This window comes from Serinicoccus kebangsaanensis (assembly GCF_008919445.1).
In the GTDB taxonomy this organism is placed as follows: Bacteria; Actinomycetota; Actinomycetes; order Actinomycetales; family Dermatophilaceae; genus Ornithinicoccus; species Ornithinicoccus kebangsaanensis.
Genome location: NZ_VSLG01000021.1, coordinates 20,650 through 44,520 on the forward strand (window position 1 = coordinate 20,650; position 23,871 = coordinate 44,520).

General features: G+C 72.1%; 21 protein-coding genes. 2 read left to right on the forward strand and 19 right to left on the reverse strand.

All coding sequences use genetic code 11. The features are described from left to right. Positions 1-30: 30 nt before the first annotated feature. From FXF60_RS15805 to FXF60_RS15845, 9 genes are all read right to left on the reverse strand, one after another. Positions 31-1,893 carry an ABC-F family ATP-binding cassette domain-containing protein gene (locus FXF60_RS15805; RefSeq protein WP_151526942.1) on the reverse strand — a complete coding sequence of 621 codons (1,863 nt, stop codon included), beginning with the start codon at positions 1,891-1,893 and terminating at the stop codon, positions 31-33. Next, positions 1,893-2,906, reverse strand: coding sequence for a 4-(cytidine 5'-diphospho)-2-C-methyl-D-erythritol kinase (locus FXF60_RS15810; RefSeq protein WP_151526943.1), 1,014 nt, complete (start codon positions 2,904-2,906; stop codon positions 1,893-1,895). Before FXF60_RS15810 ends, FXF60_RS15805 begins: the two co-directional genes overlap by 1 nt. Before the next feature lie 22 nt (positions 2,907-2,928). Then, complete coding sequence (rsmA, locus tag FXF60_RS15815) at positions 2,929-3,846, reverse strand: 16S rRNA (adenine(1518)-N(6)/adenine(1519)-N(6))-dimethyltransferase RsmA (RefSeq protein WP_151526944.1); 918 nt, start codon at positions 3,844-3,846, stop codon at positions 2,929-2,931. Between the two features lie 171 nt (positions 3,847-4,017). Next, positions 4,018-4,845 (reverse strand): TatD family hydrolase, encoded by an 828-nt coding sequence (locus FXF60_RS15820; protein WP_151526945.1) that lies wholly within the window; start codon positions 4,843-4,845, stop codon positions 4,018-4,020. Further along, positions 4,842-6,674: a methionine--tRNA ligase gene (gene metG, locus FXF60_RS15825; RefSeq protein ID WP_151526946.1), complete on the reverse strand. Its 1,833-nt coding sequence runs from the start codon at positions 6,672-6,674 to the stop codon at positions 4,842-4,844. The genes FXF60_RS15820 and metG overlap by 4 nt, the downstream gene beginning before the upstream one ends. A 65-nt stretch (positions 6,675-6,739) precedes the next feature. Further along, positions 6,740-8,512, reverse strand: coding sequence for a hypothetical protein (locus tag FXF60_RS15830; protein WP_151526947.1), 1,773 nt, complete (start codon positions 8,510-8,512; stop codon positions 6,740-6,742). Then, positions 8,505-8,987 (reverse strand): SigE family RNA polymerase sigma factor, encoded by a 483-nt coding sequence (locus FXF60_RS15835; RefSeq protein WP_151526948.1) that lies wholly within the window; start codon positions 8,985-8,987, stop codon positions 8,505-8,507. The genes FXF60_RS15830 and FXF60_RS15835 overlap by 8 nt, the downstream gene beginning before the upstream one ends. Before the next feature lie 165 nt (positions 8,988-9,152). After that, positions 9,153-10,601: a hypothetical protein gene (locus FXF60_RS16610; RefSeq protein ID WP_192796784.1), complete on the reverse strand. Its 1,449-nt coding sequence runs from the start codon at positions 10,599-10,601 to the stop codon at positions 9,153-9,155. Further along, positions 10,594-11,079, reverse strand: coding sequence for a SigE family RNA polymerase sigma factor (locus FXF60_RS15845; RefSeq protein ID WP_151526949.1), 486 nt, complete (start codon positions 11,077-11,079; stop codon positions 10,594-10,596). Before FXF60_RS15845 ends, FXF60_RS16610 begins: the two co-directional genes overlap by 8 nt. Positions 11,080-11,260: 181 nt before the next feature. Here FXF60_RS15845 and FXF60_RS15850 point away from each other — a divergent pair, with 181 nt between their 5' ends. Continuing rightward, positions 11,261-11,872 (forward strand): DUF4126 domain-containing protein, encoded by a 612-nt coding sequence (locus FXF60_RS15850; protein WP_151526950.1) that lies wholly within the window; start codon positions 11,261-11,263, stop codon positions 11,870-11,872. Between the two features lie 6 nt (positions 11,873-11,878). Here the strand turns inward: FXF60_RS15850 and FXF60_RS15855 are convergent, their stop codons facing one another. The 5 genes from FXF60_RS15855 to FXF60_RS15875 all read right to left on the reverse strand — a co-directional run bounded on the left by FXF60_RS15855 (position 11,879) and on the right by FXF60_RS15875 (position 16,950). Continuing rightward, positions 11,879-12,289 (reverse strand): hypothetical protein, encoded by a 411-nt coding sequence (locus FXF60_RS15855; RefSeq protein ID WP_151526951.1) that lies wholly within the window; start codon positions 12,287-12,289, stop codon positions 11,879-11,881. Positions 12,290-12,572: 283 nt separating this feature from the next. Then, the gene (gene rsmI, locus FXF60_RS15860) at positions 12,573-13,421 is read right to left on the reverse strand and encodes a 16S rRNA (cytidine(1402)-2'-O)-methyltransferase (RefSeq protein WP_151526952.1); all 849 of its coding nucleotides are present in this window, start codon (positions 13,419-13,421) and stop codon (positions 12,573-12,575) included. A gap of 81 nt (positions 13,422-13,502) precedes the next feature. After that, the gene (locus FXF60_RS15865) at positions 13,503-14,255 is read right to left on the reverse strand and encodes a succinate dehydrogenase/fumarate reductase iron-sulfur subunit (protein WP_151526953.1); all 753 of its coding nucleotides are present in this window, start codon (positions 14,253-14,255) and stop codon (positions 13,503-13,505) included. After that, positions 14,252-16,240: a fumarate reductase/succinate dehydrogenase flavoprotein subunit gene (locus FXF60_RS15870; RefSeq protein ID WP_151526954.1), complete on the reverse strand. Its 1,989-nt coding sequence runs from the start codon at positions 16,238-16,240 to the stop codon at positions 14,252-14,254. The genes FXF60_RS15865 and FXF60_RS15870 overlap by 4 nt, the downstream gene beginning before the upstream one ends. Before the next feature lie 8 nt (positions 16,241-16,248). Further along, complete coding sequence (locus tag FXF60_RS15875; protein ID WP_151526955.1) at positions 16,249-16,950, reverse strand: succinate dehydrogenase cytochrome b subunit; 702 nt, start codon at positions 16,948-16,950, stop codon at positions 16,249-16,251. A 99-nt stretch (positions 16,951-17,049) separates the two neighbouring features. Between FXF60_RS15875 and FXF60_RS15880 the strand changes: the two genes are divergently transcribed. After that, the gene (locus FXF60_RS15880) at positions 17,050-18,660 is read left to right on the forward strand and encodes a dolichyl-phosphate-mannose--protein mannosyltransferase (RefSeq protein ID WP_151526956.1); all 1,611 of its coding nucleotides are present in this window, start codon (positions 17,050-17,052) and stop codon (positions 18,658-18,660) included. Between the two features lie 27 nt (positions 18,661-18,687). Here the strand turns inward: FXF60_RS15880 and FXF60_RS15885 are convergent, their stop codons facing one another. From FXF60_RS15885 to FXF60_RS15905, 5 genes are all read right to left on the reverse strand, one after another. Beyond that, on the reverse strand, positions 18,688-19,020 hold the full coding sequence (locus tag FXF60_RS15885; RefSeq protein ID WP_151526957.1) for a tetratricopeptide repeat protein: 333 nt from the start codon (positions 19,018-19,020) through the stop codon (positions 18,688-18,690). 8 nt (positions 19,021-19,028) lie between these two features. Then, the gene (locus FXF60_RS15890; RefSeq protein WP_151526958.1) at positions 19,029-20,627 is read right to left on the reverse strand and encodes a PH domain-containing protein; all 1,599 of its coding nucleotides are present in this window, start codon (positions 20,625-20,627) and stop codon (positions 19,029-19,031) included. Beyond that, positions 20,624-21,145 carry a PH domain-containing protein gene (locus FXF60_RS15895; RefSeq protein ID WP_151526959.1) on the reverse strand — a complete coding sequence of 174 codons (522 nt, stop codon included), beginning with the start codon at positions 21,143-21,145 and terminating at the stop codon, positions 20,624-20,626. The genes FXF60_RS15890 and FXF60_RS15895 overlap by 4 nt, the downstream gene beginning before the upstream one ends. Further along, complete coding sequence (gene argF, locus FXF60_RS15900) at positions 21,142-22,152, reverse strand: ornithine carbamoyltransferase (protein ID WP_151526960.1); 1,011 nt, start codon at positions 22,150-22,152, stop codon at positions 21,142-21,144. The genes FXF60_RS15895 and argF overlap by 4 nt, the downstream gene beginning before the upstream one ends. Before the next feature lie 156 nt (positions 22,153-22,308). Next, positions 22,309-23,775, reverse strand: a complete 1,467-nt coding sequence (locus tag FXF60_RS15905; RefSeq protein WP_151526961.1) for a hypothetical protein — start codon at positions 23,773-23,775, stop codon at positions 22,309-22,311. Positions 23,776-23,871: the final 96 nt, after the last annotated feature.

Below are 23,871 nucleotides of genomic sequence, written 5' to 3' on the forward strand. Positions count from 1 at the left end.
CGGGGAGGATCGGTGCAGGTGCACCGATCCTCAGCCCTCGGCCACCTCCGACGACTCGAGCCACTCGGTCTCCAGCGCCTCTTCCTGGGCGGCGAGCTCGGCGTCCTGTCGGGTCAGCCGGGCCAGCTCCTCCGGGTCGGTCGCGGCGGCCGCCATCTGCTCGTGCAACCGCGTCTGCTGGGTATGCAGCCGGTCCAGGGCCTTCTCGACCCGCGCCAGGGTCTTGCGCGCCTCCCGCACCTGCGCGGGTGTGTAGGTCGCCGCCGGCGCGCCAGGAGCAGGTGCACCGACGGCGCCGCCGCGCGAGGGCATACCCTCCTGCTGGCGACCAGCCCGGCCGGCCGACGCCGGGCGCCCCAGCTGCTGCCGCAACCGGAGGTACTCCTCCACCCCGCCCGGCAGGTCGCGCAGGGCGCCGTCGCCGAGCAGCGCGACCTGGCGGTCGGTCATCCGCTCCAGCAGGTAGCGGTCGTGCGAGACGACGAGCAGCGTCCCGGCCCAGCCGTCGAGGACGTCCTCCATCGCGGTGAGCGTGTCGATGTCGAGGTCGTTGGTCGGCTCGTCCAGCATCAGCACGTTGGGCTCGTCCAAGAGCAGGCGCACGAACTGCAGCCGACGCCGCTCCCCACCGGAGAGGTCGCCGACCCTGGACTGCTGCCGGCCGCCGGAGAAGCCGAGCCGCTTGGCCAGGGAGCTCGCGCTGACCTCCTTCCCGCCGATCATGGTGAACGACCGCACCTCGGTGATCGCGTCGATGACCGACCACCCGGCCACCCGGTCCAGCTCCCGCAGCTCCTGGGACAGGCAGGCGATCCGCACCGTCGTGCCGGTCTTGAGCTTGCCCGTGGCGAGCGGGTGCTGCCCCTGCAGGACCCGCAGCAGGGTCGACTTCCCGGCCCCGTTGACCCCGACGATGCCGAACCGGTCGCCCGGCCCGATCCGCCAGGTCACGTCGGAGAGCAGCTCACGGTCCCCCGCCGTGACCGTGGCGTTCAGCAGGTCCAGCACGTCCTTGCCCAGGCGCGTGGTGGCGAACCGCACCAGCTCGACCGCGTCGCGCGGCGGTGGCTCGCCCGCGATGAGCTCGGTGGCCGCCTCGATGCGGAACTTCGGCTTGCTGGTCCGGGCGGGTGCGCCGCGCCGCAGCCAGGCCAGCTCCTTGCGCGCGAGGTTGGCACGCCGCTCCTGGGTCACCCGGGCCACCCGCTGACGCTCCACCTTGGCCAGGACGTAGGCGGCATACCCTCCCTCGTAGGTGTGCACCTCCCCGTCGGCGACCTCCCAGGTCAGGGTGGAGACCGCGTCGAGGAACCAGCGGTCGTGGGTCACCACGACGAGGGCGCTCCCCGGGCGCACCCGCCGCCCCGACAGGTATGCCGCCAGCCACGCGACCCCTTCGACGTCCAGGTGGTTGGTCGGCTCGTCGAGCACCAGCAGGTCGGGGTCGGCGACGAGCAGCGCGGCCAGCGCGAGCCGGCGCCGCTCACCACCGGAGAGGGGGCCGACGGCGGCCTCCCAGCCGCCGACACCGGAGGCGCTCTCCCCGAGCAGTCCCTCGATCACGTGACGCACCCGCGCGTCCGAGGCCCACTCGTGCTCCTCCAGGTCGCCGAGCGCGACGTCCCGCACGGTCGCGGCCGGGTCCAGGACGTCGGTCTGGGCGAGCATGCCCGCACTGACCGCTCCCGTGCGGATCACCCGGCCCGCGTCCAGCCCACGACGCCCGGTGAGCACCGACAGCAGCGAGGTCTTGCCGCCTCCGTTGCGGCCGACGACGCCGATCCGGTCGGCGTCCAGCACGCCGACGGACACCTCGTCCAGCAGCACCTGGGTGCCCGCGAGCAGGTGGGCGCGGTCGAGGGTGACGAGGCTGGCGCGCGGCGGCGCCGGCATCAGCCGATCACCGGGCCGAGCGGCCCGGGGCGATCGGTGTCGGGTCGGGCCCGCGTGGGCTCGGGGCTGGTCCGCTGGTGGATGATCTGTGCCCCGGGGGCCGGGCCGACGGCGCGCACGATGTCGCCGGTGGGGCCGTTGGCGGCCAGGCCGACGGACAGGTCGATGGCCTCGGTCTGGGAGCCGACGAGGAAGGCCACGGTCGGTCCGGAGCCGGACACCAGGCCCGCGCGGGCACCCAGGTCGAGGCCGGCCGCGAGCGCCTCGGCCAGCACCGGCTGCAGCGAGATCGCCGCCTCCTGCAGGTCGTTGTGCAGCGCGGCAGCCACCTCGTCGGTGTCCATCCGGCGCAGCGCCGTCATCAGCGCCCCGCCCGGCTGCGGCGCGGCCGGTGTCTCCCCCGCCGCCTCACGCAACCGGTCGCACTCGGCATACACCTCGGGCGTGGACAGGGTGAGCCCCTCCCCGGCCCACAGCACCCAGTGCAGCTCGCCCCGCGCCAGGACCGAGGTGACGTGCTCGCCGCGGCCGCTGCCGATCGCGGTGCCGCCGTGCAGCAGGAAGGGGATGTCCGACCCGAGGCTGGCCGCGATCATCTCGAGCAGGTCGTTCTCGAGGTGGTCCAGACCCCACAGCTCCCGGCAGCCGACGAGGGTCGCCGCCGCGTCGGCGCTGCCCCCGGCCATCCCCCCGGCGACCGGGATGTGCTTGTCGATGTCGATCCGGACCGGGTGCACCTTGGCCTTGCGGGCGCGCCGCTTGGCCAGCGTCCTGGCCGCGACGAGGGCGAGGTTGCGCTCGTCGGTCGGCACCTCCTCGCCCCACGGCCCGGAGGCGTGGACCGACCAGGAGTCGGAGGGCTGCACGGTGACGGTGTCGTAGAGGCTGACCGCGTGGTAGACGGTGGACAGCTCGTGGTAGCCGTCCTCGCGCAGCGGACCGACGGACAGGCCCAGGTTGATCTTGCCGGGCACCCGGACGGTGACCGTCTGCGCCTGCGTGCCCAAGGTCATGACCTCACCCTATGGGGTCGCCTCACGGCGTCGACGACTGGCGCTGACCTGCGGCTTCGGCGATCCGGGCGAAGTCGCCCACGGTGAGCACCTCGCCGCGCGCCCGGGGGTCGACGCCCGCGGCGCGCAGGTGGGCCTCGGCCAGGGCTGCGGACCCGGCCCAGCCCGCGAGCGCCGCCCGCAGCGTCTTGCGACGCTGGGCGAAGGCGGCGTCGACGACCGCGAAGACCTGCTCCCGCGACGCCGACACCTCCGGTGGGTCGCGGCGGACCATCCGCACCAGGCCGGAGTCCACGTTGGGCGCCGGCCAGAAGACGTTGCGGCCGATCCGCCCGGCCCCGGTGACGTCGGCATACCACGCGGCCTTGACGCTCGGCACGCCGTAGACCCGGCTGCCGGGCGCGGCGGCCAGCCGCTCGGCCACCTCGAGCTGCACCATCACGAGCACGCTGCGCAGGGTCGGGACGGTCGCGAGCAGGTGCAGCACGACCGGCACCGCCACGTTGTAGGGCAGGTTGGCGACGAGCGCGGTCGGCTGCGGGTCGGGCAGGGCGGTGACCCGCAGGGCGTCGGTATGCACGACCTCCAGGCGTGCGGCGAGCTCCGGCGCGTGCTCGGTCACGGTCCGCGGCAGCTGGGTGGCCAGGGCCGGGTCGATCTCGACGGCGGTGACCCGGCGCACCTGCGGAAGGAGTCCGAGGGTGAGCGAGCCCAGCCCGGGCCCGACCTCCAGCACCACGTCGCCGGTGCCGACGTCGGCGGTCCGGACGATGCGCCGCACCGTGCCCTTGTCGATGACGAAGTTCTGCCCCCACTGCTTGGTCGGCCGGATCCCCAGCCGGTCGGCGAGGGCACGGATCTGCGCCGGCCCGAGCAGTGCGGTCTCGTGGGTCTCGGTCCGCTCGGCTGCGGGGTCCCTCTCGCGCTCCACATCAGGCATCCTGCCACCTGCGGCTTCCGGTCCACCGCTCCGCACCGACGTCTGGGCCACCCGGCCTCCCGGAGTGACCACGGCCTAGCACAAGCTTCATCGGGAAGTTTGCCGATGAGGGTTGTGCTATGCCGACCACACTCCGGGTGAGGAGGGGCCGGGACCGGACCGGCAGTCCGCTCACCAGGGCCCGTAGACGGCCTCGCTGTTGGCCGAGAGCGCCTCGCACAGCTGCGGCACGGAGGTGTTGAGCGTCGCCGCCATGGCCCGCACCGTCAGCGGCACGAGGTAGGGCGCGTTGAGCTGGCCGCGGTGCGGTGTCGGCGTGAGGTAGGGCGCGTCCGTCTCGACGAGCAGGTGCTCCAGCGGGGTCACCGCCAGCGCGTCGCGCAGGCCCTTGGCGCTCTTGAAGGTCACCGTGCCGGCGAAGGACAGGTAGTAGCCGCGCCGCACGCACTCGCGCGCCATCTCCATGCCGCCGGAGAAGCAGTGCAGCACCGTCGTGGCCGGGGCTCCCTCCTCGGCCAGGATCCGGAGCACGTCCTCGTGGGCGTCCCGGTCGTGGATCTGCAGCGCCAGCCCGAGCTCCTTGGCCAGCGCGATGTGCCGGCGGAAGGAGTGCTGCTGCGCCGCCACGCCGTCGGCGCCGGTCCGGAAGTAGTCCAGGCCGGTCTCGCCGACGACCCGGATCCGTGGGTGCCTCGCCAGGGTGCCGATCTCGTCGATCACCGCGTCGAGGTCGCCGGCCACCTCGTGGCCCGGAGCGTCATTCGGGTGGATCGCGACGCCACCGAGCACCGCCGGGTGCTCGTCCACGACCTGCGTGGTCCACCGCGCCGACACGATGTCGCACCCGATCTGCACCAGCCGGTCCACGCCGACGGCCTTCGCCTCCCGCACGACCTGGTCCACCGGCACCGGGTCGGCGTCGTCGCGGCGGCTGTCCAGGTGGCAGTGGTTGTCCACCACCGGGATCGGCAACGGATCCGGCGCGGTGGGTCGGGTCATACCGCGGCTTCCGCGGGCTCGTCCAGCAGTCCGAGGCGGGCCCGCTCCTCCTCGACCACCGACGGGTCGAGCTTGGTGAAGATCGGCGAGGGCTTGGCGACCTGGGCCCCGACGGTGACCGGCCGGTGCTCCCAGTGCGGCGCGGCGGAGTAGTCGCCGGTGATGATCGGGTAGTCGGGGCGCGCGGGGTCGTCCAGGTCGGCCACGGTCTGCAGCCGCGGCATGGGCTGGAAGTCGCCCTCGCCGCCGAGCGCCCGGTGCACCGCGGTGGAGCTGTGCGGCAGGTAGGGGGACAGGATGGTGTTGAGGTCGACCACCACCTGCGCGAGGGTATGCAGCACCGTCGCCAGCCGTTCCCGCTGGTCCTCACCCTTGAGCTTGAAGGGCTCGGTCGCCGAGACGTAGGCGTTCGCCTCCCCGACCAGGCGCATCGCCTCGGCGAGCGCGGCCCGCTGCTTGTGCGCGGCGATGAGCCCGCCCACCGTGTCGAAGCCGGCCCGCACCTGCTCCAGGATGGCCCGATCGACGTCCTCGGGCTCGCCCGGCCGCGGGACCTCGCCGAAGTTCTTGGCGATCATCGAGGCGGTGCGGTTGACGAGGTTGCCCCAGCCCGCCACCAGCTCGGTGTTGGTGCGCTTGACGAACTCGGGCCAGGAGAAGTCGGAGTCCGCGGTCTCCGGGGCCGCGGCGGAGAGGAAGTAGCGCAGCGCGTCGGGCTGGTAGCGCTCCAGCACGTCACGGACGTAGATGACGACGTTGCGCGAGGTGGAGAACTGCTTGCCCTCCATGGTGAGGAACTCGCTGGAGACCACCTCCGTCGGCAGGTTGAGCTCGCCGTAGGGGCCGACCTTTCCACCCTTGGAGCCCTGCCCGTTGTGCGCCAGCATCTCGGCCGGCCAGATCTGGGAGTGGAAGGTGATGTTGTCCTTGCCCATGAAGTAGTAGGTCAGGGCATCAGACCCGTTCCACCACTCGCGCCAGCGCTCGCCCTGCTCCCCGGGGAGCCGCCGCGCCCACTCCACAGATGCCGACAGGTAGCCGATGACGGCGTCGAACCAGACGTAGAGCTTCTTCGTCGGGTTCTCCCGCCAACCCTCCAGCGGGATGGTGATGCCCCAGTCGATGTCACGGGTGATCGGCCGCGGCCGGATCTCGGACAGGATGTTGGTCGAGAAGCGGATGACGTTGGGCCGCCACAGGCCGCTCGCCTCGCGCCCCTCGAGCCACTCGCCGAGCGCCTCGGCGAGCGCGGGCAGGTCCAGGAAGAAGTGCTGCGTGTCGCGGAACTCCGGCGTCTCCCCGTTGATCTTGGAGCGCGGCTCCAGCAGATCGGCGGGGTCGAGCTGGTTGCCGCAGTTGTCGCACTGGTCGCCGCGCGCATCGGCATACCCGCAGATCGGGCAGGTGCCCTCGATGTAGCGGTCCGGCAGGGTGCGACCCGTCGACGGTGAGATCGCGACCTGCTGCGTCTGCTCGATGAGGTATCCGTTGGCGTGGCAGGCGAGGAACATCTGCTGCACGACCTCGTCGTGGTTGGCGGTCGTGGTGCGCGTGTAGAGGTCGTAGGACACCCCGAGCGAGGTCAGGTCCTGCGCGATGAGCGCGTGGTTGGCGTCGATGAACTCCTGCGGGCTCTGCCCCGCCTTGTCCGCCTGGACGAGGATGGGGGTGCCGTGCTCGTCCGAGCCGGACACCATGAGCACCTCGTGCCCCGCCATCCGCATGTAGCGGCTGAAGACGTCGGAGGGGACGCCGAACCCGGCGACGTGGCCGATGTGGCGCGGGCCGTTGGCATACGGCCAGGCGACCGCGGACAGGACGTGACTCATGGGTCACCAGTCTAGGTCGGCCGATCGACGACGCATCGGGTATGCCGTCCGCCCGGCGACGTGGCTCAGCTCGCCGGCATGAGGAGGTCCAGCGGGAGGTCGGTCTCCCCGTCACCGTCGGTGTCGAGGCCCGAGATCACCTCACGCAGGTCGTCGCGGCCGGGTGCCTGCAGCGTGAGCGCCCACCAGCGGGTCCCGCCGCTCTCGGAGGTCGCACCCAGAGGCTGCTCCACCGTCATGTCCGCCTCCCGCGGCACGAGCACCGGATCCGCATCGCCTCCCGGCAGCCGGGCGACCAGGCTCCATGTGTCGTCGTCGAGCTGGATCGCTGTCAGCCCAGGACCGTCGACGACGCCGGGGGTGGCCGCATCGGTCCAGATCGCCCAGTGGTCGACCCCCTCCGCCGCGGACACCCGCACCTCACCGATCTCGCCCAGGGCGGGCTCGATCGACGGGCCCCCGAGCACCTGCACCGTGCCCTCGGTGACGAGGGAGTTGACCGACGCTGCGCCGACGAGCTGCTCGTCACCCAGGTCGAGCAGCATGGCCTGCAGCTCCTCCCCCGCGACCTCGACCGTGCTCTCCTCGGCGACGAACTGCGGCGCGATGGACACGGGCGCCGAGTCCATCGACGTCCACCGCACGATGGGCTGCAGCTCGGCTGTCGGATGGCTGTCCGGCGTACGAGCGACGAGCACCACGGCCTCCCGGTCGCGCTCCTGCCACGCCCACAGCCCGTCCCCGAGGTCCGCGAGCGGCTCCAGCGGGACGCCTGCGCGCGCGGCACGCAGCTGCTCGCCGTCGCCCAATAGGTCCACGCCCGCGAGCCCGCCGGAGGAGACCACCTCACCGTCCCGGTCGTGCCACTCCTGACCGTCGGCCGACCACTGCAGGTCAGGACCGTAGACCTGCCCCGACCCAGGCGCGGCCGGGCGCGACGCGAGGGCGAACGTGCTGTCCCCCAGCGGCACGGTGTCGACCACCGTCCCACCGCCGACGTGCGTCCCGGGGGCGTCGGTCACCAGGCGAGCCTGCGCCGCCTCCTGCGGCAGCCGGGCCAGGACCCAGTCGCGCTCATCGCCACCGCGCCACCACGGCGACCGGTCGACGCCGACGACGGCATCACCCTGGGGCACGAGGTCCACGCCCTCGGTCACGACACCGCCGAGCCCCAGTCCGGAGAGGGAGAAGACCGTCCGCTCGACCCCGCCGTGGGCGACCACGGCAGTCTCCGCAACCTCCCCACCGGCGGTCCAGACCGCGCCACCCCCGTGGAAGAGCAGGTCCTGGGGCACGTGCGCGGGCTCGTGGAAGACGGCATACCAGAGGCCGCCGTCTGCCTCGGCCGCGCCGATCTCGCCGAACCCGGGCGCTGCCGGGACGACCTGCGCGCCCTCGGCGGCGTCCGGCTGCCGCCAGACGAGGACGCTCGCCCGCTCACCGGCATACAGCTCGGCGCCGAAGCCTGTCGTCGTCCCCGCGACGGTCTCCTGCTCGCCGTCGACGACGAGGCTCGCCTCCGAGCCCGTGACGGTGCGGGTCACGACGACCGAGGACACGTCGTCCGGCCCGTCGCGGTCCACGAGGGTGAGGGTGGTCGGCTCGTCCACCTCCCAGGTCACGGACGCCGGCGACACCTCCGGCGCACCGAGCGGGTCGCCCAGCCCCAGCCAGATGGCCCCGGCCACGGCCAGCGCACCCACACCGGACCCCAGCCCGACGGCGCGGCGTCGGCGGACCCGCCCGCGTCCGGCCTGCAGCAACGCGTCCGTACCGAGGTGGCTCGGTGGTGCCTGCTCGGCGACCCGCTCCAACATCCGGGTGAGCTGCTCAGACATGGCGCTCCTCCTGCATCAACGGCCGCAGCGCGGCCAGGCCCTTCGAGGTGTAGCTCTTGACCGCCCCGACGCTCACCCCGAGCGTGGCCGCGGTCTCCTTCTCCGACAGATCGAGGTAGTGCCGCAGCACCACGCACTCCCGCTCGCGCGGTGACAGCTGCTGCAGGGCCCGCACCAGGTCCACCACCGCGGGCTCGTCCGTGCGGTATGCCTGCTCCGGCAGCTCGTCGGTCAGCGTCTCCCGCCGGGCCCTGCGCCAGCGGTCGGTGTGCAGGTTGGACATGATGCGGCGGGCGTAGGCGAGCGGCTGGCCGGTCGCGACGCGGCGCCACCGGACGTACATGCGGACGAAGGTCTCCTGCAGCAGGTCCTCGGCGGCGTGCGCGTCGGCGGTCAGCAGCCAGGCATACGCGTGCAGCGTGGGTCGGCTGGCGTCGACGAAGTCGACGTAGCCCGCCTCCTCGCTGCTGCGCATCTCCCGCTCCCGTCGCCGCCCGGTGCCTCGGACCGGTCGGGGACCGGGACCGGGGCCCTCAGTGTGCCTCGGTAACGGGCGGGGCAGCCGAAAGGTTGGGACAGACCGGACAGGCCGTCGGAGTCGTCGAAGGCCTGTCCGGTCGATTGCTGAGTGCGTGCTCGCTCAGTCGTCGAAGGAGCGCACCTGGATCTTGTCCAGGTCGAGCTCGGTGACCGTGCCGTCCGCCGCCGCCTCGCCGATTCCGACGACCTCCTCGCCGTCCTCGAGTGAGTCGAGCGCCAGGAGGGTCACCGGGCGGCCGTCGAAGAGCTCGCGCACCTGCGCGGCGTCGGCGTCGACCTCGACCCACCTCAGGCCGTCACCACGTCCCTCCAGGGCCACCTGGGCGGGGCGGGTGCTATCGCTCGGCGCCCACCCAGGCACCACGACGACCGCTCCGTCACGATGCGGGGCGACCGTCGCCGCACGGTCCGTGAGGTCGGCGGTCTCAAGCATCAGCGTCGACCCACCGGCTTGCAGCTCGAGCCCGTCCGGCATCGGGCCGTAGCCCAGCGTCAGGTCAGCCAGCACCAGCTCGAGCCGAGCGGACTGCACGTAGTGGCTGAGCTCGCGCTCGTCACCGTCCAGGACGAAGCGGACCGTGGGCAGCGGCGCACCCTCCTCCGAGGTGGCCAGCAGCACCTGCTGACCGGCGAGCGTCGCCACGTCGCTGCGCGCGCCGGCCGGCGACACGACGACGTCCGACGCACCCTCCGGGAGCATCCCCACCAGGTAGGACGGCACGTCGCCCACCCCACCCTCGTGGGCGGCCCCGCCGACGACCGGCAGCAGGTAGGCCCACCCGTCGTCTCGCGCGACGTCGGTCCCGACCAGGATCTGCTCCTCAGGGTCGAGACCGACGACCCAGGACATGTCGTCGGTCTGCAGGAGGGTCGACTCGACCGGGGCGCCGCTGGCCGCACGTACCTCCTGCTCGTCGACGAGGTAGAGCTCGACCACGTCAGCCTCAGCTCCCTCCACGTGCTCCGAGGTGGCGTAGCGGATCGAACCGCCCGGAACCTCGATCTCGCCACCCTGGCCATAGACCACGCCGTCGGTCCACAGCACCTCCTGGGCGATGCCGTCCACCGGCACCGGCCAGACGAGGACGGTGATCCCGTCGGCCCGGAAGACCTCGCTCTCCCCCGGCCCGTCCTCGCCGACGATCGTCTCGGACTCCCCACCGTTCCTGGTCAGGACCAGCTCCGGGTGCTGCCCACCCTCGACGGTGCGCAGCCGGCCGGTCCAGTGGGTGCGGTCGGGCTCGTGCTCCGGGTTGGGCCCGTTGTCGAAGAGCTCGATGTCGATGGACCCGTCGGACCAGGTCACCGACGCCGGTGCCGGCGCCCCGCCGCCCAGCGGCAAGGTCTCGATGCCGAGCCAGAGCGTGCCGGCGAGCGCCAGCGCGCCGACCCCGGCGGCCGTCTGGCGGCGCCGGCTCCGGAGGCGACGCCCCCTCGCGACGACCTCGTCATGACCCACGTGCAGCGGCGGTGTGTGCGCCCCGGCGCGATCCAGCAGGCCCACCACGTGGGTCGTGTCGTCGTTGCGCCCGCCCTCGAGCTCAGACATGAGAGGTGCTCCCTTCCCGCAGCAGGTCCCGCAGGGTGCGGCGACCGTTCATGGCGTACTTCTTCACGCTGCCGACGCCCACGCCGAGCGTCCGCGCCGTCTCGGCCTCGGAGAGGTCGAGGTAGTGGCGCAGGATCACGCACTCACGTTCGCGGCGGGGCAGCCGGGACAGGGCACGGACGAGGTCGACCGACATGGCGTCGTCCGACGTCGCCCGGTCGGGGACCTCGTCGGTCAGCACCTCCCGGCGCCGCTTTCGCCAACGGTCGGTGTGCAGGTTGACGATCGTCCGCCGGGTGTAGGCCGAGGGGTTGCCTCGGCGCACCCGGCCCCAGCGGGCATACGTGCGCGCCATCGCCTCCTGGACCAGCTCCTCGGCGACGTGACCGTCCCCGCTGAGCATCCAGGCTGCGGTGAGCAGCCGCGGCGAGCTCGCCTCGAAGAACTCGGCGAACTCCGCCTCGTGCGTGCTCCGCATACCGCCTCCTCGGTGACACCCTGTCACCCCCTCAACGGACCAGGGACCGGCCACGTGGGGTGCGCGATCCGCTCGTCCGGCGGGTGGACGCCCCGTCCCGACGGGAAGATCCGCGGTATACCGCGTGGTTGACTATGGATGACGGCCCCCGCCGGGGGTCGCCGAGTCAGGAGGCCATCACGTGCTCGCTGCCCTCACCGGAGCCGGACTGTCGGCCGCGGCGGGACTGAACGCGTACATCCCGTTCATCCTCGTCGCGCTCATCGCGCGGTTCACCGACGTCATCAACCTTCCGCACCAGTACGCCTGGATCGAGTCGAACTGGGCCATCGGCATCGCCGCCGTGCTGCTCCTGTCGGAGGTCGTGCTGGACAAGGTGGCCCTCGTCGACCACGTCAACGACGCGGTCGGGACCTTCGTGCGACCCGCGACGGGTGGTCTGATCTTCGCCGCGACGACGGCGGCGGAGGACTTCGAGCAGGGCTCGACCTTCATGCAGGACAACCCCTGGGTGGGGGTGCTGCTCGGCATCATCACCGCCGGCATCGTGCACACCGGCAAGGCGGTCAGCAGGCCGGTCGTGAACACCTCGACCGCCGGTCTGGGGACACCGGTGGTGTCGGCGGCCGAGGACGGCGTCGCGATCACGCTCTCGCTGGTCGCCATCTTCCTGCCGGTGCTCGTCATCTTCCTACTGCTGCTCCTGCTCTGGGGCGGCTTCGCCCTCTGGCGCCGCGGCCGTGCGCGCAAGCGGCACCGCGACCAGCTCATGGCGGACGCCGGCTACAGCTGAGCCGCGTCAGTCTGCCGAGGACTGCGGCCGCAGCAGTGCCGCCGCGAGACCGCAGACCACCGCCAGCAGGACGAGTCCGGCGCCCAGCATGAGGACCGTCCCGACCAGGAACGGCCACGCCCCCTCCGGCACCGAGTCGGTGCGGACCCAGGCATACGTGCCGGCCAGGGTGGCCAGCAGGGTGGTGATCGCCGCGATCCCGCCCAGTCCGCGGGCGCGTCTGCCGTTGACGAACCAACCGGCGACCACGCCCAGCGCCCCGCCCACGGCGGCCACGATGCCGGACCACACCATCTGCGAGGTGGTGAGCTCTCCGGCGTCGCCGGGCAGCACCTGGGTCGTGGCGTAGACCGCCACCAGTCCGGCGAGCACGCCGCCTGCCAGGCCCCCGAGGATCGCCTGCCAGTTGGGTCTCATCGCTGTCCTTCGGGTCGGGGCGGCCGCGGCGGTGCGGCGCCGCACAGTCAATCACGGCACCGGCTCCCCCACCAGCGGCCTCACCGCGGTGGGTCCGGGTTGCCCTGGCGACTAGGGGCCACCGCGGTGGGTATGTGTTGCCCTGGCGACCAGAGGCCACCGCGGTGGGTATGTGTTGCCCTGGCGACCAGGTGCCACCGCGGTCGGTATGGGTTGCCCTGACAGCACCTTCCGACCGCGGTGGGTATGTGTTGCCCTGACAGCACCTTCCGACCGCGGTGGGTCAGCGGGCGCGGATCGCCTGGTCGTAGATCGCCCGGGCCGACAGCCCGGTGCGCGCGGCGAGGTCGCGGGTGACGTCCTTGAGGCGCTCCCCCGACCCGACGCGCTCCAGCACCTCGGGTATGACCTCGGCCGGGTCGCTGACGGTCGCCTCGCCCGCGGGGCGGCCGGCGACGACCACGGTGATCTCCCCCTTCACGCCGTCGGTCGCCCAGTCGGCGAGGTCGGCCAACGGCCCGCGACGCACCTCCTCGTAGGTCTTGGTCAGCTCCCGGCAGACCGCCGCCGGCCGGTCCTCGCCGAGGACGGAGACCATCGAGGTCAGGGTCGCCGCGAGGCGGTGGGGTGCCTCGAAGAAGACCATGGTGCGGGGCTCGTCCACGAGGGCGGCGAGCGCACGCTCCCGCTCGCCCGCCTTGCGGGGCAGGAACCCCTCGAAGCAGAACCGGTCCACCGGCAGCCCGCTCACGGCCAGCGCCATGAGCACGGCGGACGGGCCGGGGACGCAGGTCACCGGGAGGTCCTCGGCGACGCACGCCTGCACCAGCCGGTAGCCGGGGTCGGAGACCGAGGGCATACCGGCGTCGGTCACCAGCAGCAGCCGCGCCCCGGCTGCGATGCGCTGCACCAGCTCGGGGGTCCGCGACGCCTCGTTGTGCTCGTGGTAGCTGACCACCTCGCCGGCGACCACGACGTCGAGCCGGTCGGTCAGCCGCCGCAGCCGGCGGGTGTCCTCGGCGGCGACCAGGTCGGCTCGGGCCAGCTCATCGAGCAGCCGCGGGCTCGCGTCGCGCGAGTCGCCGATGGGGGTGGCGGCCAGCACGAGCGCGGCTCGGTCCTCAGCCGGCACGCGCCCTCCCCTCACGTTCTGGACATCGGATCTTGGGGAGCGGGCCCCAGAAACCGATGTCCACGTCGTGGGAAGGGGAGGTCAGTCGGCGGAGGAGCCGCCGTAGCCGGCCCGCCGGTAGTCGGCGTTGAGCTGGCTGATGACGTTGAGGGGTATGCCCTTGGGGCAGGCGCGGGTGCACTCGCCCAGGTTGGTGCAGCCACCGAAGCCCTCGAGGTCGTGCTGCTCGGTCATCGCCACGACGCGGGCGCCGCGCTCGGGCTGGCCCTGAGGGAGCTCACCGAGGTGGGTGACCTTGGACCCCATGAAGAGCATGCCGGAGGCGTTGGGGCAGGCGGCGACGCACGCGCCGCAGCCGATGCACTCCGCGGCCATGAAGGCGCGGTCGGCGTCCTCCTTGGGCACCGGCGTCGCGTGGGCGTCCGGGGCCGACCCGGTGTTGGCCGAGATGAAGCCTCCGGCCTGGATGATCCGGTCGAAGGAGGTGCGGTCGACGCACAGGTCCTTGATCACGGGGAACGGGTCGGCGCGCCAGGGCTCGATGACGATCTCGTCGCCGTCGTTGAAGCTGCGCATGTGCAGCTGGCAGGTGGTGGTCCGCTCCGGGCCGTGCGCCTCGCCGTTGATGACGACACCGCACATGCCGCAGATGCCCTCGCGGCAGTCGGAGTCGAAGGCGACCGGGTCCTCGCCGGAGGTGATCAGCTGCTCGTTGAGCAGGTCCAGCATCTCGAGGAACGAACTGTCCTCGGACACCCCGTCGATGTCGTAGCGGACCATCTGGCCCGCATCCGCCGGGCCGTCCTGGCGCCAGATCTTGAGGGCGAGCTTCACTTGTAGCTCCTCTGCTTCAGCTCGATGAAGTCGTAGACGAGGTCTTCCTTGTGCAGCACCGGCGCCTCGTCGTCACCGCCCCACTCCCAGGCCGCGACGTAGGCATACTCGTCGTCGTGCCGCAGCGCCTCACCGTCCTCGGTCTGGCTCTCGGCGCGGAAGTGGCCGCCGCACGACTCCCGTCGGTGCAGCGCGTCGATGCACATCAGCTCCCCGAGCTCGAGGAAGTCGGCCACCCGGCCGGCCTTCTCGAGGCTCTGGTTCAGCCCGTCGGCGGCACCGAGCACCCGGACGTTGGACCAGAAGTCGGCCTTGAGCGCCCGGATCTCCTCGATCGCCTCGCGCAGGCCCTCCTCGGTGCGCTCCATGCCGCACTTCTCCCACATGACCTTGCCGAGCGCCTTGTGGTAGGAGTCCACGGTGCGCGTGCCGTCGATCGACAGCAGCTTCTCGAGGCGCGAGGTCACCGTCTGCTGGGCCTCGACCACCGCCGGGTCGTCGTCCGAGATCTTGGTGAACGGTCCCTTGGCGAGGTAGTCGCGGATCGTGTTGGGGAGCACGAAGTATCCGTCGGCCAGGCCCTGCATGAGCGCCGAGGCCCCGAGCCGGTTCGCCCCGTGGTCGGAGAAGTTGGCCTCCCCGGTGACGAACAGCCCCGGGATCGAGGACTGCAGGTCGTAGTCGACCCAGAGGCCGCCCATCGTGTAGTGCACGGCGGGGTAGATGCGCATCGGCACCTGGTAGGGGTTCTCCCCGGTGATCCGCTCGTACATGTCGAACAGGTTGCCGTACTTGGACCGGACCGCGTCCTCGCCCATCCGGCCGATCGCGTCGGCGAAGTCCAGGTAGACGCCACGGCGCACCCCGTCGACCGCGGGACCGACGCCACGCCCCTCGTCGCACATGTTTTTGGCCTGCCGGGAGGCGATGTCGCGGGGCACCAGGTTGCCGAAGCCGGGGTAGATCCGCTCCAGGTAGTAGTCGCGGTCGTCCTCCCCGATCTCGCGCGGGTCCTTGTCGCAGTCCTCGGCGTTCTTCGGCACCCAGATGCGGCCGTCGTTGCGCAGCGACTCGCTCATCAGGGTCAGCTTGGACTGGTGGTCGCCGGCCTGCGGGATGCAGGTCGGGTGGATCTGGGTGTAGCAGGGGTTGCCGAAGTAGGCGCCCTTGCGGTGGGCCCGCCACGAGGCGGTCACGTTGCAGCCCATCGCGTTCGTCGACAGGAAGAAGACGTTGCCGTAGCCGCCGGAGGCCAGCACCACGGCGTCCGCGAGGTGGGTCTCGATCTCCCCGGTGACCATGTCGCGGGCGATGATGCCGCGGGCCTTGCCGTCGACGACCACGAGCTCGAGCATCTCGTGCCGGGCATACATCTCGACCGTCCCGGCGGCGATCTGGCGCTCCAACGCCTGGTATGCCCCGATCAGCAGCTGCTGCCCCGTCTGACCGCGGGCGTAGAAGGTCCGGGAGACCTGGACACCGCCGAAGGAGCGGTTGTCGAGCAGGCCGCCGTACTCGCGCGCGAACGGCACACCCTGGGCCACGCACTGGTCGATGATGTCCGCGCTGACCTCGGCGAGCCGGTAGACGTTGGTCTCACGCGAGCGGTAGTCGCCGCCCTTGACCGTGTCGTAGAAGAGCCGGTGCACGGAGTCGCCGTCGCCCTTGTAGTTCTTCGCCGCGTTGATCCCGCCCTGGGCGGCGATCGAGTGCGCCCGGCGCGGGCTGTCCTGGTAGCAGAACGACTTCACCTGGTAGCCGGCCTCACCGAGCGTCGCCCCGGCGGAGGCACCCGCCAGGCCGGTGCCGACGATGATGACCGAGAGCTTGCGGCGGTTCGCCGGGTTGACCAGCGCGGCCTCGAACTTGCGGGTGGTCCACTTGCCGGCGATGTCCCCGCCGGGCGCCTTGCTGTCCGCGATCGGCGCGCCCTCGCGGTAGACGCCGTCGATCAGCTCGGGGGTGGAGGTCACAGTGTCAGTCATGGGTGCACTCACTCGATGAAGCCGAAGAGGATGGCGAAGGGTGGGATGAGGAAACCGACGACCACGATCGTCGCGAGCAGGATCGAGACGAACCGGATCTGCTCGGCGCGCTGCAGCGAGGTGTTCAGGCCTAGCGTCATCGCGGCCCCCCAGACGCCGTGCAGCAGGTGCATCCCGAGGAAGACCATGGCCAGGGCGTAGATGCCGACCACCCACCACACGGCGAAGCTGCTGATGACCCGCTCGGCCGGGCTGGCGTGCGCCCCGTCGATGGTGATCGTCTGGGTGGTGAAGTGCAGGATGTGGAAGACCACGAAGGCCAGCAGCGCCAGCCCGCCCCACCGCATGGCCTTGGCGTAGAACCCGCCGTAGGAGGTCTTCTTCTTCCCGGCATACCTCGTGGTCCGCGCCTGGCCGGCACGCCGCCACAGCGACATCGAGGCCCACACGTGCCCCACCACCGAGGCCAGCAGCAGGATCCGGAAGACCCACAGGAACGACTTCTCCGGCAGCATCGGCTCGCCGAAGGTGCGCAGGTGGTGGGCGTACTCGTCGAAGGCCTCGGGGCCGACGAGGATCTGCAGGTTGCCGTACATGTGGAACAGCACGAAGAAGACGAAGAACAACCCGGTGACCGCGACGACGGTCTTCAGCAGGATGCTCGGCGGCCCCTTGCGGGCCGCACGCGCGGGAGCAGTTGAGGTGGCCACGTCCCCGACTCTACCGCCCCACCTGTATCGTCACCGCCCGACCCTCGGGCACGGCGGTCCACCCAGGACGCGCCCAGGTCGGCACCTACGATGAGGCCCATGGAGTCTCTGCGGGCGCGCCTCCTCGGCCGCGCGCCCGGGGACTTCGCCGCGCAGCGACGGGTGGCGACCCTCGGCATCCTGCTGGTCACCCTGGTCGGTGGCGCCCTGCGGTTCTGGCGGCTCGGATACCCCGACCGGCTCGTCTTCGACGAGACCTACTACGTCAAGCAGGCCTGGTCGCTGGTCCGCTACGGCCACGAGCGCGAGATCAAGGACGGCCTCGAGGAGCCGGACGCGCTGTTCACCGCCGGCGACCCGGACGTCTTCGGCGCCCAGCCCGACCTCGTCGTGCACCCGCCGGTCGGCAAGTGGATGATCGCCCTGGGCGAGCTGGTCACCGGCCCCGAGTCCTCCTTCGGGTGGCGCCTGTCGTCCGCGACCATCGGGACCCTGTCGATCGCCGTCCTCGGGGTGGTCGCCTGGCTCATGTGGCGGAACGCGCTGCTCGCGATCAGCGCCTCCACCCTGCTCGCGGTGGACGGCCACCACTTCGCCTCCTCGCGGATCGGGCTGCTCGACCTCTTCCTCATGTGGTGGGTGCTGGTGGCCTTCCTCTTCCTGCTGCTCGACCGGGAGCAGGGGCGCCGGCGGCTGGCCGCCCGGTGGGGGCCCTGGTGGGAGCGCACGCACGCCCCCGGTATGCCGGTGCCCCGGTCCGCCTGGGCCCGGGCCAGACGGTGGTGGGGGCCGAGCCTGGGCTTCCGCGGGTGGCGGCTGGCGGCCGGGGTCTGCCTCGGGCTGGCGGTCGGGACGAAGTGGTCCGGCCTCTACTTCCTGGCCGTCTTCGGCCTGGTGACCGTCGCCTGGGACCTGGGCGCGCGCCGCGCCGCAGGAGCGCGCGACTGGCTGGCCGGCACCGTGGTGCGCGACGGCATACCCGCCTTCCTGCTCATGGTGCCGACCGCCCTGGTGACGTATGTCGCGAGCTGGGCGGGCTGGTTCGCCACCGAGGGTGGGTGGAAGCGGCAGTGGGCGGTAGAGAACCCGGCCGCGTCCGGAAGCCTGGGCTCGCTCGTGCCCGACCCGCTCCGCTCGCTGTGGGCCTACCACCAGGAGCAGTGGAACTTCCACATCGACCTGGCCAACGAGCACGCGTGGAGCTCCAACGCGTGGAGCTGGACGGTCCAGTGGCGGCCCACGCTGTTCTACGCCGAGTGGCCGAAGCGGGGGGAGAAGGGGTGCGAGGTCGCCGACTGCGTGGAGTACGTCGCCTCGCTCGGCAACGTGGTGCTGTGGTGGGGCGGGACGCTCGGGCTCCTCGTCGTCCTCTTCCTGTGGCTGCTGGGCCGGGACTGGCGTGCGGGGGCGGCGCTCTCCGGCATCGCGGCGGGCTGGCTGCCGTGGTTCCTCTACCAGACCCGGACGGTCTACAGCTTCTACGCCGTCGCCTTCGTGCCGTGGCTGGTGCTGGTCGTGGTCACCTGCCTGGCGCTCGTGCTGGGCAGAGAGAGTGCCTCCCGCGAGCGCAGGCGGTGGGGCGCGGTCGCGGTGATCTCCTACCTGACCCTGGCGGCCGCGTTCTTCGCGTGGTACTGGCCGGTGCACACCGCCATCACCATCCCGCGGGAGGCGTGGAACCTGCGGATGTGGTTCGACTTCTGGACCTGAGACCGGCTCAGCTCCGGCGCCGGGCGGTCACGCCTCCAGGCCCATAGCTTCGGCCATCTTGAGGTGAGGCGCCCCCTCCTCGGCGCGGCCCGCGCGCTGCAGGGTGCGGGCCAGCACCAGGTGGGCGTAGGCGTCGCTGGGCCAGCGCTCGATCATGGCCCGCAGCTCCGTCTCGGCCTTGCCCAGGCGCGCGGCGTGGTAGTAGCTGCGCGCCAGGAGCAGGCGCACCTCGGCGTTGCCGGGGTCGGCCTCAACCAGCGGCTCCAGCAGGGCGGCGGAGCGGACGTAGTCCTTGGTCTCGAAGGCGAACGTGGCGCGGTCGTAGCGGGCGCGGTCGTCCATCTCCTCGAAGTCACCCATGTCCCCTCCTACGCCCGCAGCCGGTCGAGCATTCCCGGGGTGGCGGCGTCGGCCAGCTCGATCGCCGCGCCGACCGGGATGTTCGGTGCCACGAGGCGCTCGTTGCCGGCCGCCGTCGTCGCGGTGAGGTCGGCCAGCCCGAGCCGGCGCTGGAAGAAGCTCTGGTGGAGGACCCAGCCGATGATCCCGGCCCGCTCCAGCACCTCACGGCTGCGGATGATCGCGCCGGTCTGGACCACCACGTGGTCCTGCGTCAGCCCGTGCCCCAGGTTGCGCCAGCTCGCCTCGGCGATGGCGAGGTTCAGCAGCCCGACGGCCCCGAGGGCCGCCAGCGGCACCCACCAGGGCCAGCTGGCGAACCACCACACGTCGATCCAATAGGTGGGCACCGCCACCAGCACCGCGAGGAAGAGGCTGCCCCACTGCTGGCTCACGTGGATCCGGCGCCGCGCCTTGGGGCCGTGCCCGGTCAGGGCCATGGTCAGCGCGCCGTCCTCCTCGAGCAGCTCGTGCCCGACCTGCTCCACGACCCGGCGCGGGGCCGGCGGCAGCAGCCGGGTGGTGCCGCCCGTGCCCACGCCGGTGGCGAGCGCGGTGAGCTCCGCCCCGCGGACGAAGCGCAGCAGGAACTGCTCGGTCATGAGCACGCCGCGGATCTTGGCGCTCTCGATGGTCTGGCTGCGGGTGGTGAGCAGCCCCCGGCTCAGCCGGATCTTGCCGCCCGGCTCGCGCACCAGGCGCAGGTTCCACCAGTTGAGGACGTAGGACGCGGTGGAGACGAGCACCCAGCTGAGCAGCAGCGCCACGACCGCGCCGGCGATGAGCAGCACCAGGCTCCGGGCGATCACCCACTCCCACGCGCCCTGCGCCGCGGACACCTCGTCGAACGGCAGGTCGTCGCCGAACTGGCCGAGGACACCCGCGGCTCCGGCCACGACGACGAGACTGGACAGGCTGAACGGGGCATACCGGAGCCAGCCCCAGTTGATCCGGGCGAGCTCCTCCTCACCGGTCCGGTCCGCCGTGGCACCGGCGTCCGCGTCGGTCGCCGCGGGAGCCTCGGTCGACGGGGAGTCGCCGGTGTCCACGACGTGCGAGCGACGCAGCAGGAAGACCCGCAGGTCCGCCCCCTGCTGGCGGGTCAGCCCGTCCAGCTCGATCTGGCTGGTGTCGACGCCGGTCCCGATCTTGGCCTTGGCCAGCCCCAGCACGCGGTGGATCGGGGTGGACTCGAGGTCCACGCTGCGGATCCGGTCCAGCGGCGCGGTCACCACCTTGCGGCTCAGCACGCCGGTCCGGAGCTGCAGCTGCTCGCTGGTGAAGCGGTACGTCGTGAAGAACCAGGCCAGCACACCGAAGACGACAGCGAGGACCGCACCGACGACGACGAACCACAACCACGGCCCGTTGTCGCCACGGCTCACGCCGAAGACCACGAGGACCAGCGGCACGGCCATCGACATGAGCGCCCGGACCGGATGGACGAGCAGCATGCGCGCGCTCAGCCGGTGCCAGCCCTCCTCGTCCCCGGCACCCATGCCGGGCGGGGGTGCGGGCATACCGCCGTCGGCCAGCACGGGCTGACCTGTGGGTGGGGGCAGGCTCACGTCGCGTCGCCCCGCGTCTGACCGGTCACCCGGGCGAGGTCGGCGGTGACCTGGTCGGCCAGGTCCGTGTCCAGGCAGGTAAGGGTGATCGGACCCGCCGCGGAGGCGGTGGTGACGGTGATGTTGGCGAGGCGGAACAGGCGCATCACCGGCCCCCGCTGGGTGTCCACCGTCTGCACCCGGGACAGCGGCGCGATGCGCTGGTCGCGGGAGAGCCAGCCGGTCTGGGAGAAGACCCGCTCGCCGGTGACCTCCCAGCGGGTGCGCCGGTAGCGGATGAGCGGCTCCAGCGCCAGGGTGACGACGTTGTAGAGCATGATCAGGATGAAGAGCGGACCCAGCCAGCGGGCCCAGGAGTCGGGCAGGAACTGGTAGCCGACGACGAGGCCGACGCCCACGACGAAGGACCAGATGGCGTCGGTGATCACCCAGTACTTGAGCGCGCGGGGGTTGACCCGGTGGGCGGGCTCGCGCAGGGTCGGCTCGGCGGCGTGACGTGTGGGCTGGACGACGGTCATCGCAGCGTCGCCACCATCACGGCCTTGATGGTGTGCAGCCTGTTCTCCGCCTGGTCGAAGACGATGCTGGCCGGGGACTCGAAGACCTCGTCGGTCACCTCGAGCCCGTTCTTCAGCTCCGGGTTGGTCGCCATCAGCTCCTGCCCCACTTCGGTGTCGGTGTCGTGGAAGGCCGGCAGGCAGTGCATGAAGCGTGCCGCCGGGTTCTGCGTGGCCGCCATGAGCGCGGCGTTGACCTGGAAGGGCATCAGCAGCTCGATCCGTTCCGCCCACGCGCTCGCCGGCTCCCCCATGGAGACCCAGACATCAGTGTGCACGAAGTCCACCCCGGCGACCGCCACGTGGGGGTCGTCGGTGATCCTCAGGCGGGCACCGGTCTCCTCGGCGACCTCCTGGCAGCGGGCGACGACAGCCGGGTCCGGCTGGAGTGCCTGCGGGGCGGCGATCCGCACGTCCATCCCGAGCTTGGCCCCGAGGAGCAGCAGGGAGTGGCCGGTGTTGTTGCGGGCGTCCCCGAGGTAGGCGTAGGAGATCTCGCCGAGGTCCGCGGTGTCGTCGCTGTGCTCGATCATCGTGAGCGCGTCGGCGAGCATCTGCGTGGGGTGCCACTCGTCGGTGAGCCCGTTGTAGACCGGCACCCCGGCATACCTCACGAGCTGCTCGACGGTCGCCTGCGCGGCGCCGCGGTACTGGATCGCGTCGTACATGCGGCCCAGCACCCTCGCCGTGTCCTTGATCGACTCCTTGTGCCCGATCTGGGTGCTCTTCGGGTCGAGGAAGGTGGTGTGCGCGCCCTGGTCCGCCGCCGCTACCTCGAAGGCGCTGCGGGTCCGGGTGGAGGTCTTCTCGAAGATCAGGGCGATCGACCTGCCGACGAGGTGGCGCTCCTCGGTGCCTGCGCGCTTGGCGGCCTTGAGCTCGGCGGCGAGGTCGAGCAGGGCCCGGATCTCCTCGGGCGTCTCCTCCACCAGCGACAGCAGGCTGCGCCCCCGCAGGTCGACGGTCATGGTCGTGCTCCTCCGTGATGGGTCGGCGGCCGGATCACCCGCCGGTCGCTGGCTCCAGCGTAGTCGTCGGGCGGCGGGAGTCCGGCGGCCCCGGTGACGCCTGCGACGAGGGAGGTCGAGGGTGGTCGGCGGATCAGCGTCGACGGTGTCGGCGGATCAGAAGGGTGGCGCGTCGTCGTGCGCGGCGGGTTCGTGGTGGCCGGGCCGGCGGGGTCGGTCTGGGGTGCTGCTGAAGGGGTCGGTCCAGTGGTCGGCGCGCAGGACGGTGCCGGGTGGGTGGTCGAGCAGCTCGTCGGGGGTGGGGGTGCCAGGGCGGGCGCCGGTGACGCGGCGGCCGTCGCGGTCGCGGGTGTGGCGGACCCAGACGGCGCGGGTGGCGGTGTCCAGCAGGTGGGTGTCGGCGTCGGGGTCGTCGTCGGGCGCCTCGAGCCGGTCCGCGGTGTGGCGGTGTGCGAGGGCGGCGTAGACCAGGATCGAGGCGAGGTGACGGCGGCTCGCGGGGGTCAGCTCCGCCTCGTGGTCGCGTCCCCTGACGCTGGTCCCGGGACGGTCGGGTCCGTGCGCGGTGGTCTCCGGGTGCCGCGGGTCACGGTCGGGCTCTGGGTGGAGGCCGAGGTACTGCCGGTAGTCGTGCGGTCGGGTGGTGTAGTGGCGGCCGAACAGAGTGGTCCAGGTGACGTCGCGGGTGGCCTCGATCTGCGCGTGCCAGAACTTCTGCGTCTTCAGCGCGTGGTGCACGGTGTCGAGACCCTGCAGGTTGGGCTCGGCGGTCGGACCGCCGAGGAGGTATTCGGTGACGTGGTCCAGCTGGCCGTCCCGGACCGGAAGGGTCCCGTCCGGCGCCCGGGAGAGCAGGTCGGCGGCGGCGACCTGGGCCCGCATCGCCGCGTCCGGTCGGTACCGCGCGATCGACCGCTCCACGCACCGGCCGTCGGCGGGATCGGTGAGCACCCGGTGCAGCGTGGTGCCCGGCGAGAGGACCAGCTCCCGGATCGCGCCCGGGGTGAGGAAGGTGGCGCACCGGGACACCACCCGGCCTACCCCTGGCGGCCCGGCCGAGGATCGGGGCGCGGGCCTCGTGGGCCGTGCCTGAACGGGCGGGGTCGGCGCCAGTGACTCCCACGGGACGACGACCTGCAGGTCGCAGGTGGGGGCGCCGGCCAGGATCTGTGCCAGCGAGGCGATCTCCTCAGGGGTGACCAGGTCGGCCACCGTGTCCTGCGGCCCGGAGTCGGTCACCGTGGCCTGTGGCCCGGTCCTGGTGCTGGTGCCGGTGCTGGTGCCGGTGCTGGTGCCGGTGCTGGTGCCGGTGCTGGTGCTGGTGCTGGTGCGGGTGCGGGTGCGGGTGCCGAGGGTGGGTAGCGGCAGCTCGCCGTGGAGCAGCAGGCCGCGGGCGATGTCGGAGCGGAGCTGGGCCTCGGTGCGCTCGTCCCCGGCCGCCCGGGCCCGCTTGGCCAGGACGTGCAGCCGGTCCGCGCACGCCGCCGTCCCCACCGCGTCGCCGGTGATGACGACCTGACCGGTGCCGTCGTCGTCGATGATCCCGTAGGCCGTCCGCGCCCGGTGCCGCTGCGCCCGGGTCGCGGCCTCGGTGGCAGGGTCGGACCCCTGGGCTCGGGTCACCTCCCGGTGCACAGCCTGCGGAGGTGTCAGATGGTCTGTGTAAGTGGAGGGGTCTCCTACCTGGAGGAGATTGACTGTGACCATGACCGAGCCGAA